At 37.2% G+C, this 14,076-nt stretch carries 10 protein-coding genes; 6 read left to right on the plus strand and 4 right to left on the minus strand.

Going from position 1 to position 14,076, the window contains the following annotated elements; translation table 11 throughout:
• Positions 1–1,978: tetratricopeptide repeat protein (locus RLO81_RS02885; RefSeq protein ID WP_350106965.1), on the minus strand; the 1,978-nt coding region annotated here is incomplete at its 3' end.
• A gap of 183 nt (positions 1,979–2,161) precedes the next feature.
• On the opposite strand from RLO81_RS02885, the gene RLO81_RS02890 reads away from it, so the two are divergent.
• From RLO81_RS02890 to RLO81_RS02900, 3 genes are read left to right on the plus strand one after another with little or no spacing between them, the layout of a single operon-like run.
• Entirely contained in the window at positions 2,162–2,413 is a 252-nt protein-coding gene (locus tag RLO81_RS02890; RefSeq protein WP_350106968.1) for a hypothetical protein, read from the plus strand.
• The gene (locus RLO81_RS02895) at positions 2,413–2,679 is read left to right on the plus strand and encodes a type II toxin-antitoxin system RelE family toxin (protein WP_350106970.1); all 267 of its coding nucleotides are present in this window, start codon (positions 2,413–2,415) and stop codon (positions 2,677–2,679) included. The genes RLO81_RS02890 and RLO81_RS02895 overlap by 1 nt, the downstream gene beginning before the upstream one ends.
• Before the next feature lie 2 nt (positions 2,680–2,681).
• Positions 2,682–3,374, plus strand: coding sequence for an SIR2 family NAD-dependent protein deacylase (locus tag RLO81_RS02900; RefSeq protein ID WP_350106973.1), 693 nt, complete (start codon positions 2,682–2,684; stop codon positions 3,372–3,374).
• Positions 3,375–3,648: 274 nt separating this feature from the next.
• Here RLO81_RS02900 and RLO81_RS02905 read toward each other — a convergent pair whose 3' ends face one another.
• Positions 3,649–4,254: a TlpA family protein disulfide reductase gene (locus RLO81_RS02905; RefSeq protein WP_350106976.1), complete on the minus strand. Its 606-nt coding sequence runs from the start codon at positions 4,252–4,254 to the stop codon at positions 3,649–3,651.
• 146 nt (positions 4,255–4,400) lie between these two features.
• Between RLO81_RS02905 and RLO81_RS02910 the strand changes: the two genes are divergently transcribed.
• Together RLO81_RS02910 and RLO81_RS02915 are read left to right on the plus strand one after the other, a co-directional pair.
• Positions 4,401–6,650, plus strand: coding sequence for a Tex family protein (locus tag RLO81_RS02910; RefSeq protein ID WP_350106979.1), 2,250 nt, complete (start codon positions 4,401–4,403; stop codon positions 6,648–6,650).
• A 50-nt stretch (positions 6,651–6,700) separates the two neighbouring features.
• Positions 6,701–8,506 (plus strand): hypothetical protein, encoded by a 1,806-nt coding sequence (locus tag RLO81_RS02915; RefSeq protein ID WP_350106982.1) that lies wholly within the window; start codon positions 6,701–6,703, stop codon positions 8,504–8,506.
• 178 nt (positions 8,507–8,684) lie between these two features.
• Here RLO81_RS02915 and RLO81_RS02920 read toward each other — a convergent pair whose 3' ends face one another.
• Positions 8,685–9,137, minus strand: a complete 453-nt coding sequence (locus RLO81_RS02920) for a DUF7832 domain-containing protein (protein WP_205720801.1) — start codon at positions 9,135–9,137, stop codon at positions 8,685–8,687.
• A 42-nt stretch (positions 9,138–9,179) separates the two neighbouring features.
• A complete protein-coding gene (locus RLO81_RS02925; protein ID WP_350106986.1) occupies positions 9,180–10,412 on the minus strand; it encodes a spore maturation protein in 1,233 nt (410 codons plus the stop codon).
• A gap of 232 nt (positions 10,413–10,644) precedes the next feature.
• On the opposite strand from RLO81_RS02925, the gene RLO81_RS02930 reads away from it, so the two are divergent.
• Positions 10,645–14,076, plus strand: a 3,432-nt coding sequence (locus RLO81_RS02930) for a beta strand repeat-containing protein (protein ID WP_350106989.1), incomplete at its 3' end; no start/stop codon positions are given.

The raw sequence follows: 14,076 nt of genomic DNA on the forward strand, positions 1-14,076 counted from the left end.
TTTTAGATGCTGATGCGGTACTATCTACTTCTAGCAACTCTTTAGTATTGGTCAGGATTATGACGTCTGTTTCATCAAGCACATAATGTTTTTCGGTGGTATTATAAAGCGTGTTAAGATTGATTTGATTATAAATTCCATCATTTGAAAAATAAATCCGTTCGGGCATCTGGTTTTGCGTCATATGCTGCTGAATGGAATCTATGATAGGCTGCCAATAGGTTTTATACGAAATAGTATCCTGCATTTGATAGGTGATAGCATTCCGATATTGTTGAAAATATTGCTTGTCAAGGTGTTTAGATTTGGTGCTCATAACAAGGGACATCACCGGACGATCTTTCGTTTCTGCAGTTAGAATGAGCGCACCATATATCAGTCCATCAAAAAAGTTAATCATTTCAACGGCTGCTTCATTTGGCTTTAATTGCTGTTGTATGTTTTGCCATGAAACATCTTCCACTACAAAACCACTTCTAAAACTTCTCGATCGATTAGTGAGCCATTGCTCATATTGTTCTATCTTAAATTTAAGGTTTCCTATTTCGATAGGATCATTATTTTCTTCATTGAGCAACCGTGCAAGTTCATTTTTTGACCGTTCCCAATGCTCATAGCTGGCCACTAGTTCGGTATCATTACTATTCAGTATGGCCTGCCTCATTCTTTTACTCGAGTTAAGAATGATAGCCTTGGTACTTATCTGTAAATCATAAAGTCGGCCGGTAATATCAGGATTTACATAGGGTTCTTCACTTTCCTGTATCGGGAGGAAATTACCCGCCTCAAAAGCAAATGATTTGTAATTATCGATGAAGTCTAATTGTCGCTTATAAAAAGATAGTTTTTCTTCATCACTGAGATAGGTAAAATTGTGCCTTATCTCTTCTAGGAGGTTATCAATAAGAATGCTAAAAGTGGAGTCTGCCCGGGCATATTTGCCAGACCAATGCTGCGCCACCGCTAGGTTAGAAATCGTAGTCTGGTAAAGTGGGGGATTAACCGCCTGTCGGCTCTGCTGAATGAGAAGTGATTTATTAAAACTATCAATCGCTTGATCATAGTCTTCCATTTCTATGTATAACTCACCGAGGTTATTTAGAATAACCATATGGATGTAGTTGTTCTCCATATTAGATTTTTCGATGAGGGATAATGCATCTGCCCAATAATTACTGGCATTATTCAGGTTTCCAGCGTTTCGTTCAATGCTACCGAGATTTTGGATGGCATGAATTTTATCTAATGCATTCTTTGAATTTGCGGTGAGTTCATAGTAATGCAAGGCATACTTGCGTGCGCTATCCAACTCACCAATTTCATTGTAATAAGTGGAGAGGTTATTAATGGTTAGTTGATAGTTGCTCATAGAAGAATAGGTATCCGGGTAGGAGTGCATATACCAGGGCAGCGTAATTTTTAAGGTATTAATAGCTTCCTCAGTTTTGCCTTTATCTGATAGTACAGTGGCTTGCAAACCGTTCGTTTGAAAAAGCAAATTGTTGAGATGGTGAATCCATTGTTGGTAGTGCGGTTCGTTTTGGTTTTTGATAGTTTGAAATCCGCTCATGGCTAATTGCAAATAGTAATCGGCACTGTCATACTTGGCAAGGGTAATAAAAAGCTTGGCGAGTTCATTGTATTGTTCAATGTGAGAATAGTGTGGTAGTTGATATACTTTATGACTCCATTTGTTAGCAGACCTCAAATTTTCTAATGCATCTTCATGCAGGCCCAATGCCGATTGCGCCATGGCCCTGGTCGTAAGAAAGCTGATTAACAGCTCGGCTTGTTCTCCATTATTGCTGCTAAGCTTATTCAGAGCTTTATCACATTGCTCTATGGCTTCTTCAAATCTTCCATACTTATATGCTTCAACTGCCTTGTTGCTAAGTTTAGTTAGGTTTTGTGCAAACGAATAACTATACAGATGTACAGCTAAAAAGAGTAGTAGGATTCTTACTAAAGGAAAGGCCATTGTCAGTTATAAACCTTAAAAATACTTGAGTTGTTGATGTAATTCAAATGGGTCTAAAATTGTTCTTAATTATTTAGAAAGTTCTTTGATGTCGTTAGCTAGGGTTAATCCTGACTTTTGGGTACTTGCTCATCTGGTTTAATGCATTGTATTCATTATGTATATAATGTATATTTGTAATATATGAGAAAGAATATCGATATCGATGACTCACTTTTAACCAAGTTAAAAGTAATTGCTGCGCTAGAGGATATGAGCGTAAAGTCGTTAATGGAAAAAGCTGTTTCATTCTTTATCGAGTACAAGGAAAAGGAACGGCTTAATGCAATGTCAACAGAAGAAAAAGAAGATTTAGGCCTATTATTATTGATGCAGCAAGCTGACACAGATGATACCGTTAGCAGAGATGAAATCATGAAATCCTTAGAAGATTAATGCGGGTAATATTCTTAAAATCTTTCTTGAATGACATCAAAAAGATAAAAGATGCTAAACTTAAACAACGCTTGAATACCATTATTGAGAAGCTCGAAAGCGCAGAATCATTGGAGGAAATTGCTAATCTAAAAAAGTTAAAGGGTCATCCAACGGCATACAGAATTAAGTTAGGTGATTATAAGCTAGGTTTGTTTTATGATCAAGAAGAAGTTAAACTTGTTCGTTTTTTAAAACGAAACGATATTTATAAACTCTTTCCTTAAACATGCTCAACTTAGTAGTTCTTTCCGGTGCAGGTATTAGTGCTGAAAGTGGTCTTAAGACTTTCAGAGATGCCGGGGGTTTATGGGAAGGGCATGATGTAATGCAGGTAGCCTCACCTGAAGGTTGGGCTGCCAATCCGAAACTGGTTTTGGAGTTTTACAATCAGCGCAGAAGAGCAGCTTTAGAAGCTATGCCTAACCTAGGTCACACTGTTTTGGCTCAGTTAGAAGAAGATTTCGAGGTAACGGTCATCACACAAAATGTAGATGAATTGCACGAACGGGCGGGTTCCTCCAAGGTAGTGCATCTTCATGGAAAGCTAAGCGAGGCAAGAAGCAGTGTGGACGAGTCACTCATTTATCCTTTGGAAGGCAAAGACATTCAATGGGGAGATTTGTGCGATAAAGGTTCTCAACTGCGACCAAACATCGTTTGGTTCGGGGAAATGGTACCTATGATTGAGGTAGCTGCCAGAATTACAGAAAAGGCAGATATTTTTATTGTAGTGGGCACTTCTATGGCGGTTTACCCCGCAGCTAGTTTAATAGATTTCGTAAGGCATGATGTGCCTGTGTATGTGGTAGACCCTAGCACACCCATGATTCGCCACAATCCTAACATTACGTTTATTAGAGATAAAGCTACTACCGGGCTCAAAACAGTAGCTCAGGAATTGAGAGAGAAGTTTCATTAACGAGAAGCTGTCATTTCGCAGTGCTAACGGAGAAATCTTAGCCATCTTGCAAGTCAATTGGCTTCCTTCTTCATGGTAAAGATGTCTCCACTATGTTGCGACATGACTTAAAAGAAGAGTTATTCAAGTGAAGATTTAAATAGTTTTTTAATCCTTAATATAGCCGACATTTCGCAGTGTTAACGGAGAAGTCTTAGCCATTTTGCAAGTCAATTGGCATCCATCTACATGGCTAAGATGTCTCAACTACGTTACGACTTGACATTATTGGAATTTATTTTTCAGCTAACTCCTCCAAAAACTCTCTAAACTTCTTTTTATCATAATTGGCCATGCCAATATTCTTTGAGGCTACTTTGCCATCTTTAGAAATCACAAAAGTAGTGGGGATAGAAGGCACTCTAAACAGATCAGGAACATCGCTGGCCGCCATAAATGTTGGGAAAGTGAAGCCTTTCTTATCAATAAATTTTTTAGCCTTGGCTTCTGAATTGTCCATCGAAAGCATGACAAAAGCGATCTTATCTTTATCTATCTTATCATACAGACTTTGGATGTTTGGCATTTCTGCAATGCAAGGGGCACACCATGTAGCCCATATGTTAAGAAAAATCACTTTGCCTTTGTAGTCATCCAAACTAACAGTTTCACCATTCAGATTTTTAAGCTTAAAGTTATAATCTACCTTTTGTTCCGTATCTGAATCGGTTTCAGTGTCGGCAGAAATAAGTCCTGTTGTTAATATTGCTCTTTGCGCTAATGCTGCCACTTCCGTATGCAATCCAGTTAAGTATAGTCCTAGAAATATGACTAATATGACGCCCCAGCTTTTCATCTCTTTAATAATTTTCTCTTTCACAATCAGGTAAACATTAAACATGCCAAAGTAATTCAATTTAAGAATAGCATGTATGTCTACTCATTGACAAAATGTCTTTTCCAATAAAATTTATTCAACAAAATCAAACGTTGATCAGCACCCATTTTTTGATACATTTGCCTTCTTAATAAGAATAATTTTGAACGATGATTAATACTATTTCTAAAGTAGCAGATGAGCTTTCAATTAGCTCCAAACAAGTAAAATCTGTAGTTGATTTGTTGGATGAGGGTGCTACTGTCCCATTTATTTCCAGGTACCGGAAAGAAGTTACTGGCAGTTTAGATGAAGTGCAGATAGCATCCATTAGGGATAGGGTTGATCAACTTCGGGAGTTAGACAAAAGGCGTGAAGCAATATTAAAATCTATTGAAAAACAGGAAAAATTAACACCGGAATTAGAAACACTAATTAATAAGGCCGAAACGCTCTCTGAACTGGAAGATATTTACCTTCCATATAAACCAAAGAGAAAAACACGCGCGAGTGTTGCAAAGGAAAAGGGTCTAGAGCCCCTAGCGAAACTAATTTTTGAGCAAAATGCTATGGATGTCGAAACCAAAGCACTTGAATATATTAATGATGAACTAGGGGTAGCCAGCACTGAGGAAGCTCTGCAGGGAGCACGAGACATTATTGCCGAGTGGGTGAATGAAGATAAGGAGGTACGTAAAACTATGCGTCTGTTGTTTGAGAAAGAGGCTGTAATTATTTCTAAAGTAATCAAAGGTAAAGAAGAGGAAGGGCAGAAGTATAAAGACTACTTCGATTGGACAGAATCAATAGCGAAAGTGCCATCCCACAGATTGTTGGCCATGAGACGTGGTGAGAAAGAGATGATCCTTTCTTTAGACATTACTCCAGATGCAGATTTGGCTGTTTCTAAAATGGAAAAGCTAATCATAAAAGGTTCAGGAGAAGCTTCAAAGCAGGTGGAAGAAGCTATTAAAGATTGCTACTCTCGATTATTGAAGCCTTCTATGGAGACTGAAATGCGTGTAGCCACCAAGCAATCAGCGGATGAAGAGGCTATAAAGGTATTTGCTGATAATCTTCGCGAATTGTTACTAGCTTCACCATTAGGCCAGAAAAATGTGTTGGCATTAGACCCTGGGTTTAGAACGGGCTGTAAATTAGTTGTTTTAGACAAGCAAGGTAAGCTGGTTCATAATGATGCTATTTACCCCAACGAGCCTCAAAAAAGAATTACTGAATCAGGCGCAATCATTAAGCAATTATGCGAACAACATAACATTGAAGCTATTGCTATAGGAAACGGCACTGCCAGTAGGGAAACGGAGAAATTTGTTAAAGATCTAGGCTTACCTTCATCAATCTTAATACTAATGGTCAACGAGAGTGGGGCATCCATTTATTCTGCCTCTGATGTAGCGCGTGAAGAATTCCCCGATCAGGATGTGACCGTTAGAGGTGCCGTATCTATTGGCCGAAGATTAATGGATCCATTGGCTGAATTAGTAAAAATTGATGCTAAATCCATTGGTGTAGGGCAGTATCAACACGATGTCGACCAGACATCCTTAAAAAAGGGGTTGGATGATATTGTGGTAAGTTGTGTAAACTCAGTAGGTGTTGAGCTAAATACAGCAAGTAAGGAATTGCTTTCTTATGTGTCGGGTCTCGGGCCGCAATTAGCCAAGGGCATTGTTGATTTCAGAAACGAAAACGGCCCATTTGTAGATAGGAAATCATTAACAAAAGTGCCCCGACTTGGTGATAAGGCATTTGAGCAGTCGGCAGGCTTTTTGAGAATAAGAGGTGCTAAGAACCCGTTAGATGAAAGTGCTGTGCACCCAGAACGATATGGCTTGGTTGCACAGATGGCCAAAGACTTAAATTGTACAGTGTCTGACCTTATGAAAGATGCTGAATTAAGAAAGAAGATTGATTTACAGAAATATATTTCAGAGGATGTTGGTTTACCAACATTAAATGATATAATGGAAGAACTGGCCAAACCTGGCCGTGACCCACGCGATAAATTTGAAGTGTTTAGCTTTCAGGAAGGTGTTAACCATATGGAAGACCTGAAGATGGGCATGACTTTGCCAGGTATTGTAACCAATGTAACCAATTTCGGGGCATTTGTGGATATTGGAGTGCATCAGGATGGGTTGGTTCATGTAAGTCATCTGGCAGATAAATTCGTGAGCAACCCAGCTGAAATAGTTGCTGTTCAGCAAAAGGTAAATGTAACAGTGTTGGAAGTAGATATTCCCAGAAAGCGCATAAGCCTTTCAATGAAGAACGATCCTTTTGGAAAGAAACCTGAAAAAAGGCCATCAAATAAAAGAAACCAATCGAATACAAAAAATGCTAGCGAAGGTGATTTACAGCATAAGCTAAGTCAGCTCAAAGGAATGTTTAATGGATAATTCTGTTATTTTTTTTACCTTGGCTCCATCAAATTAAGTAAAAATCAACTATGAGATTCGTCTTACTATCAACTGTACTGGTTTTTAGCGCAATTTCAGGGTACGCGCAAAAGATTAAGTATAAGGATCTATTCTTTCTCTTAGATACTGAAAACTACAAAGATGGAGAGCCATTGCTTAAACAGTATCTGAGTGATCCAAAAAATGCTGATGAAGGTAATCCTAATCTTCAAATGGCTTTTATTTACAATAAAAAGGCCGATGAAACAGATATTCTGTTAGACACCGATGAGTATATAGCTTATGCAGATTCGGCACTTACTTTTTATGCCAAGGCCAAACAATTTATTGACGAGAAAGAGGTAAAGAAAAATGACGAGTTCTATCAGGCTTATCAAAGAAGGGACATTCGTACCGGCAAGTTTGGTATTAAGTTAGCCGATGTTCACTTCGATATTGAAAATAGGGTTAATGCTTTAAACGAGCGTAAGGCCCGAGTACAAGAACTTCAAATCTATTATACTAAAACCAAAGAGAATTATGAGAAAGCTCAGTCAGGTTTCAAAAAAATAAAGGACGATTTTCCTACTGAAAAAATATTGTTTTTACGAGCAGATGAAGACTTATTGGCTAGGGTGGATCAGGTCAGTAATTCGGCTAAATTGTCGCTTCAAAATTTTGAGTCTTTTGAAGCAACCATTAAAAAAGTAGATAAGCCTGGTTACCGACCCGCTCTACATGTTACCGATCTTATTGATTATCAAAAAGATGGGGAATCGCCTTTAATGCTTACTGATGATAATGTACTCTTTTGGGATTACCCGAAATGGGCAGAATCTGTGCAAAAGGGGTATAAAGAAGTAGTGGTTCCTATGAGGGCCGAGCTGATAGAGTATGACCAACATTTAAATGATTTAAAGGAACGGATGATGCAAGATTCTATGTCAATGGCAGAGCATGTGAAGCCTTTAGTTGGAATTTTAGCAAAAATACGTGAGTATGACACAGATCCACTACCAGAGTATATTTTCAAGTATAAAGTGGCAGATATAAAAAATGAATCTTTTAAAATGGATCATCTTTATTATAGAGATAGCAGCAATATCGATTATCAATTAGATGTAGCTCAAACAAAATTCGGTTATGTAAAGGAAATGGATAGCCTGGTAAACTTGTTGATCAGTCGCGATATAAATGAAGACCAGATGAATTATACCAGCTACATTGAGAAGACATACAATGATGTTAATGCATTGGGATCGTATATTAAAGAACAACTGGATAACGTAATAAGAGCCAAGAAATTGGTACAAGATGAAATTGATAATCTTGGAGAGCGAGCACGATGGCTAATAGGTAAGAATGATTCTATTCCACTGTTTAAGGAAGTGAATAGGGGATTATCTAAATATGTGCCAATGGTAGTTGATGAAAAGTTTACGGCTGGTTTCTATTTTTCTGGAAAAACAGCAGCAGAAGGCTATTTTGCGTTGGTAGATCATGCTAAAACACAAAAACTAAAAGCAGTATTTAAAGTAGATAATGATCACTTCAGCAAGCAAAACCTTGATGTTACTAAGGCAATTTACACCGCTGAAGGTGCAGGGCATTACTATTACATTTTGTTTTCCGCACAATTACCCGAGCAGGAAGAGTATGCTGCTACAGTAGCTAAAATTTACACATCTGATGGTTTAGCATGGGTAAAAAACGTAACTCTTGAAACAGCCCCACTGGATTTACTTATCAATCCTAATACAGACGATCTGATTATTAATTATGACAAAGCAAATTACTATGGAGGGAAAGAAATAGCAGACCGGTTGGTGCTTACCAAAAAAGGAGAGGTAAAGTAATAACATTCATGATGATAAATAAGCTTCAGTAAGCACGATCAGTATGGATGATTCATGAATCATCCATACTGAAACGCTTTATAAAGTCATCTCTTTTAATTTTATTCTCTTTATTTATCAGCCTTTCAAAAAAAAAGCCCGAAATCTCGGGCCAACTATAGCAGTCTTAATTAATTGTTTATTTTCCAACCAGTTTTTTCCAGTCGTTATATCTTACAGTAATTCTGCTCTGAATTTCGTTATAATTTTCCCATGAATCCTTCACGTGATAAATTGATGGGAGCTTTTTCACTAACACTTCATCATAATCATTTCGGTAAAGACCTCCACCGTAATAATAATAAGTAAACATATTGCCATTTTTATTAAAGAGTTCAAAGCCAAGGTAGCCATCCCAAATCTCACTAAGTATAGTGCAAGAAATTTCCCTGCGCTTGAACCTAAAAATTTGCATATCAGCCTCTTCCTCAAAATATTCGGAGTACAAGTCGTTATCGATCACCCAACCCAGGTACATTCCAATATGTACATAGGCTTGTTCAATGGGCAAAGAATCTGGAAAATTTCCTAAGAAATGGCTTTTTGCGTTGTCGTAAATGGTCTTTTGAATATCTTTTTTTTCTACCGTCATGATGTCACAATTTATCTAAAATGAAATATAGTCATTTGCACTTTAATGGAAAAACATATAACCAAAAAGAATTGCAGCAATGATACCTGCAAGATCGGCAATTAAGCCAGCAGTTATAGCATATCTTATATTTTTGATATTTACAGATCCAAAGTAAACGGCCACGATATAAAATGTTGTTTCTGTCGCTCCCCTTAAAACACTTGCAAGCTTTCCGACAAAAGAATCTACACCATGTGTATCTATTACTTCAAACATCATGCTTCTAGCAGTTCCTCCGCTAAGTGGTTTCATTATTGCAACAGGTAAAGCCTCAACGAAATCTGTATTCATTCCAGAGAATGAAATCAAAAATTTTAGTCCTGAAACTAACATGTCAAATGCCCCAGATGCTCTAAAAACTCCAATACCAACTAAAAAGGCAATAAGATAAGGTATGATTTTTAAGGTAATTCCAAAGCCTTCTTTTGCGCCTTCAATAAAGGAATCGAAAATGTTTATTTTTTTAACAAAACCTAATGTTAAAAATAATATAATAACACCAAAAATTATAAAATTACTTATCAATGAAGAAACAGCATTCATTTCTTGCTGTCCGAGAGTATTTAAGTACCAAACTAAACTGCCGACTACTGTTATTAGTCCAGCTAAATAGCCAATAATAACTTTGTCCCATAACTTAATTTTTTGAATTATCGAAACAGTTACTAAGCCTACTATTGTGGAGCATGAAGTTGCAAGTAAGATAGGTAAAAATACGTCCGTAGGATTTGCTGCTGAATATGCTGATCTATCAATTAATATTGTTAAAGGAATTATAGAAAGTCCTGAAGTATTTAATACCAAAAACATTATTTGGGCGTTGGAAGCTTTGTCTTTATCAGGATTTAATTCTTGCAGTTCATTCATGGCTTTTAAGCCTATAGGTGTGGCCGCATTATCTAATCCGAGCATATTTGCAGAGAAGTTCAATATTATTGATCCCTGTGCTGGATGATTTTTCGGTATTTCGGGAAAAAGCCTACTAAAAAAAGGGCCGATTAACTTTGATAAATATTTTACTAAGCCTGCTCTTTCACCAATATTTAAAATACCTAACCACAAACACATACCACCCAATAAATTAATTGAGATATTTATAGAGGTTTTAGACATCTCAAAAGTGGAATTAACTATCTCAGTAAATACTTGCGTATCGCCAAAGAAAATGACCTTTGCCAGTGCTGTAAGAAAGGCGATGATGAAAAAAGCAAACCATATATAATTTAAAGCCATGAACCTTATTATTGAGGGTTATCAAGCTCGAAAATAACAATAAAATAGGTAGACATAGAATCGCTAATAGGTAAACCTGTTACTTTTATTCCAAATTTGGGATAAATAGTATCATATTGGTATGAAATAAAAATTAAAATCTTGGTAAACTGCTGGCATACAGCTATTTTAGCGGTTTATATAATTGGTATAATTATTATATAACATAGTTGGCTAACGCATTAAAATGATTATGAAAAATTTTTTACTGTCCACACTCCTCATTTTATTTTTTTCTAGTTCGTATTCACAAACTGGACCTGCAGGTGTAGGTACGGGAGATGGCTCTTCAGGACCAAGAAACGTTCTATGGTTAAGGTCTGACATGGGTGTTACACAGTCCGGTACAGTGTCTGCATGGGCTGATCAATCTGGAAATGGATTAAACGCATCGCAAGCCACACCAGGCTTACGGCCTACATATACGGCAAGCAATGCCAGCTTAAATAATCTACCTTCGATGAATTTTGGTCCTAGTGGATCAACAAACTTTCATTTGGCTATACCTGATAACAATCTTTTAGATGGATCCCCAGGGATGTCATTCTTTATAGTACTCAATCCTAATTCTAATGGAGTTTATGGTATTTTAAATAAAAGGACAAGTGCAGGTTCAAATCAGGCGTATAGAATTTATAGAAACGGTGGTAATTTAACTTCAGATATCAGTAATGGAGGCGCAGCGAATATAACGTTAGGTAATACACCAAATATTTTCTCAAGCGTATATGACCAGTCGTTGGCCGGCAATAAATATAACCTTTTTGTCAATTCAACGAATAACAGTAGTTCTAATGTAACAACTACATTGCCCAACGAAGCATCACCAATGTACATTGGTAACTTTAATTTAGGCGATAATAGAAGTTTTGATGGTGATATTGCTGAAGTGATTGTTTACCAAGATGCATTAAATGCTGCTGAAAGAGTGATTGTTGAAAATTATTTAAGTCAAAAATACGCAATTGCTATAGGCGCCAATGATTATTTTTCATCTGGTGATGCTGCTTATGATAATGATTTGGTAGGAATTGGAACAGTTGATGGAACAACTAAAAGCGCACAATCTGGTTTTTCTGATGCATTGCAGATTGAGGAATTAAACGGTAGTTTAAATAGTGCGAATGAGTTTGTTTTTATCGCTCATGACAATACTGCACATGCACAGAACAATACATCTAACCTCGGTGAGGTTGAAATTACCGACCGTTGGGCTAGAAGTTGGTATCTCCAGGCTTCTTCCAGTACTAGTTTAGAATTTCGCTTCGACTTCGGCACAGCAGGTTTAGCTCCTGTTGGTAGTGCTACAGATTATGTTTTGTTATACAGACCAGATCTTGGTTCCAACTTTACCAGAGTATCAGTAAATGGTTATACTATAGAAAATACAGATCAACTTGTAGTTGATGCTAGCAATATTAGTTTACCGTCAGGCTATTACACAATTGGAAGAGGGACTCAGCTAATACCTGCTAATGTATATTCTTTCACTTCTGGTGATTGGAATAATCCTTTAACATGGACCACAGACCCCTCAGGGTTATTAAGAGTGCCTGTAACAGGTCTAGTTCCTACCTCATCAGATAATATAACCATTCTTACCGGTGATAATGTTACAATGGATTCAGATGATAATGATGGCCTTAACCTTGAAGTTGCAGGAAGCCTAATTATTGGTACAACAACAGGTCATGATTTTTTTAATATTAGAGGTTCTGGAACCATAAGAATTTCGGGCAATGGAGGGGTAGATAACTTTCCTACAGGCGGATCTGCTTTGTTTGCTGATTCAATAGTAGGAGGTACAGTAGAAATTAGAGGTGCGGGCCTTTCTTTGAATCAAGATAGGCAATACAACAATGTCATACTCAATTTAGATGCAGCATCTAATGTGGCAACACTTCTTTCGGATTACACTATCAATGGGGATTTAACGCTAACCAGAGGTATTCTACAAATCAATGATAATAGTACCAATGCAAGAATAATTAATGCCTATGGCGATGTAAGTGTGGGTGCTTCAGCTGAGATTAATGTAGGAACTGGAAATGCACGTCATGAATTCAACTTTTATGGTGATTTTATTAATCAGGGAAGGGCAGAGTTTACGAATAGGGTAGCCACCAATTATGGTGCAGAAGCTACTGATGGGATTGTAGACACCAACTTTATTAGTGATAGTAAAGATCAATCCATTGATTGTTTTGGGGTAACCAATTTTTACAGAATTGAAATAGATAAAGGTGAAGATCAGACGTATATACTTGATATTAGTTCTTCATCAGCAGCGAATTTCAACTTATTCGGACCTGCAGACTATGGGCATGGTTCTGTAGCACAGCTTACAACTAATGAAAATGCACTCGGACTTTTACGTGGTACCGTTAGATTAAATAGCAATGTAGACGTACCCGTATTAAATAACACAGGAAATTACAATATATCAGAAGCAGCAAGGCTATGGGTTAATGGTGGTTCTGCAGCTAAACCGTCAGGTACAGCTATAGTGCCTTATGGTACGATTCAATTATCTGGAGGTACACTTGACGCACCCATAAATAGTGGTATTACAACTCGTGCTAATGGCAATATTGTTGTTTCAGATGGCATATTGACTACGAGGCAAATAAGGACATCAGTTAATGGACCAACTAACATTGGTGGTTTTACACAGTCAGGTGGTGAAGTTAATATCACGGGAGGTTCTATTAATACTAGCTATTATGCATTTAGCTTAACATATCCTGGTAATACATTTAATATGTCAGGCGGTACCTTAACAGTAGCAGGGGCTGCATCTGGAGCAAATACAGGAGGAATTTTTATTGCCAGTGACGTTTCCAATCAGAGTGTTACAGGTGGTACTGTAATTATGGAAGTTAATAACAATAACGACTTTAAATTAACCAGCAGAGCTCCTTTCTGGAATGTTATTATGAGATACACTTCAGGTACAGGAGATGAAATCGATTTGGATGTTGGAACTTCTGGAACTGGTGGAAACGCAACGAATATACTTAATGTCAATCTTAGGGTTTTAAATGACCTTACAATTGAAAGTGGTATAGATTTCGACCATAATGGCTATGACGTTGAAATTGGTAGTGACTTTACCATTGAAAATGGAGCAGACTATGTGTATGATGTAGGGAAGCCAAACACTACAACTATTAACGGTGTTGACGATGCTACGCTTACTTTTTTAAATAGAACTGGAGGCAGTGGCGATGAGCAAACTTTCTGGAATTTGATAATTGACAAGCCTACAGATAAAACTGTTTCTCTTGCTTCGGGCAAAAGTAATGTAAATGGTTCCAATAATAACCTCATTAATGTTGATGGAAGAGCTTTTAAAGTTTTGAGTGGAACTTTGGATAATGGTCTATATAGCATAAGAATCTTTTCAGATTCATTGGTGAATTACGATGTTCTTGGAGTTTACGACCGAGCAAATGCTACTCCAGATGCGACTGCCAACGGAAATAATGATTTTATAAAATTAACAGATCAACCAATAATATTAGTTACAGCAGATACGAGTCGCTTTGGAAATGTTCGTTTCAATAATTCTAATGATATAGTTTCTTTGACAAGTGATGTTTATATCGAAAGGTTCCAATATCGT

Origin of the sequence: Fulvivirga sp. (assembly GCF_040220315.1) — a bacterium.
In the GTDB taxonomy this organism is placed as follows: Bacteria; Bacteroidota; Bacteroidia; order Cytophagales; family Cyclobacteriaceae; genus Fulvivirga.

Bases quoted from the DNA above. Each gene is read 5' to 3' on its own strand.
- RLO81_RS02890 (WP_350106968.1), top strand. From the start codon at position 2,162: ATGAGAAAGAATATCGATATCGATGACTCACTTTTAACCAAGTTAAAA.
- RLO81_RS02895 (WP_350106970.1), top strand. From the start codon at position 2,413: ATGCGGGTAATATTCTTAAAATCTTTCTTGAATGACATCAAAAAGATA.
- RLO81_RS02900 (WP_350106973.1), top strand. From the start codon at position 2,682: ATGCTCAACTTAGTAGTTCTTTCCGGTGCAGGTATTAGTGCTGAAAGT.
- RLO81_RS02905 (WP_350106976.1), bottom strand. From the start codon at position 4,254: ATGTTTAATGTTTACCTGATTGTGAAAGAGAAAATTATTAAAGAGATG.
- RLO81_RS02910 (WP_350106979.1), top strand. From the start codon at position 4,401: ATGATTAATACTATTTCTAAAGTAGCAGATGAGCTTTCAATTAGCTCC.
- RLO81_RS02915 (WP_350106982.1), top strand. From the start codon at position 6,701: ATGAGATTCGTCTTACTATCAACTGTACTGGTTTTTAGCGCAATTTCA.
- RLO81_RS02920 (WP_205720801.1), bottom strand. From the start codon at position 9,137: ATGACGGTAGAAAAAAAAGATATTCAAAAGACCATTTACGACAACGCA.
- RLO81_RS02925 (WP_350106986.1), bottom strand. From the start codon at position 10,412: ATGGCTTTAAATTATATATGGTTTGCTTTTTTCATCATCGCCTTTCTT.